The following is a 632-nucleotide window of genomic DNA, read 5'->3' on the forward strand; positions in this document are numbered from 1 at the left end:
GAAAACGCCGAACCTGTAGGAGCCGGCTTGCCGGCGAAGGCGGTGACCGTGACATATCCAGATCCAAACCTTTACGAGGTTAAATCCTCTGCGCGCTAGCCTTACTCTTTTCTACTTACATAGGAGGGCAAAGGATTGCCCATTCGTTCCCACGCCAATCACCTGCGCACCGGACGCCACTCCCAGTGCGGACAAATCTACCTGCTCACTGCCGTCACTCACTTGCGCAAACCCGTTTTCAGCGATTGGCGAGCGGGACGTCTGGTGGTGGATCAATTTCGTCAAGCCCGCACAGAGGGATACGTCGATTCCCTGGCCTGGGTTGTGATGCCCGACCATTTTCACTGGCTGGTCGAACTCCAAAACAGCACGCTGTCGCAGTTGATGCTTGCGACTAAATCCCGCAGCGCGAGAGAGATTAATGCCTACCTGGGTCGCTCGGGCCAGTTTTGGCAAAGAGGCTTCCACGACCGCGCCATCCGCCACGAAGAAAATCTGTTGACAGTAGCCCGTTACATCATCGCCAATCCATTGCGCGCCGGTCTGGTCAGACGCGTGCATGATTACCCGTTGTGGGACGCCGTATGGTTGTAAGTATCGGCTTGCCGGCGAAGGCGTGTTCATGGCCGCCG

Annotated in this window: 1 protein-coding gene; it reads left to right on the forward strand. The window is 57.0% G+C overall.

The genetic code is table 11. From position 1 onward, the window contains the following. Window positions 1-135: 135 nt before the first annotated feature. Window positions 136-594, forward strand: coding sequence for an REP-associated tyrosine transposase (locus tag HCU66_RS26990; RefSeq protein ID WP_205891392.1), 459 nt, complete (start codon window positions 136-138; stop codon window positions 592-594). Window positions 595-632: the final 38 nt, after the last annotated feature.

Source organism: Pseudomonas frederiksbergensis (assembly GCF_017114915.1).
Taxonomy (GTDB): Bacteria; Pseudomonadota; Gammaproteobacteria; order Pseudomonadales; family Pseudomonadaceae; genus Aquipseudomonas; species Aquipseudomonas frederiksbergensis_I.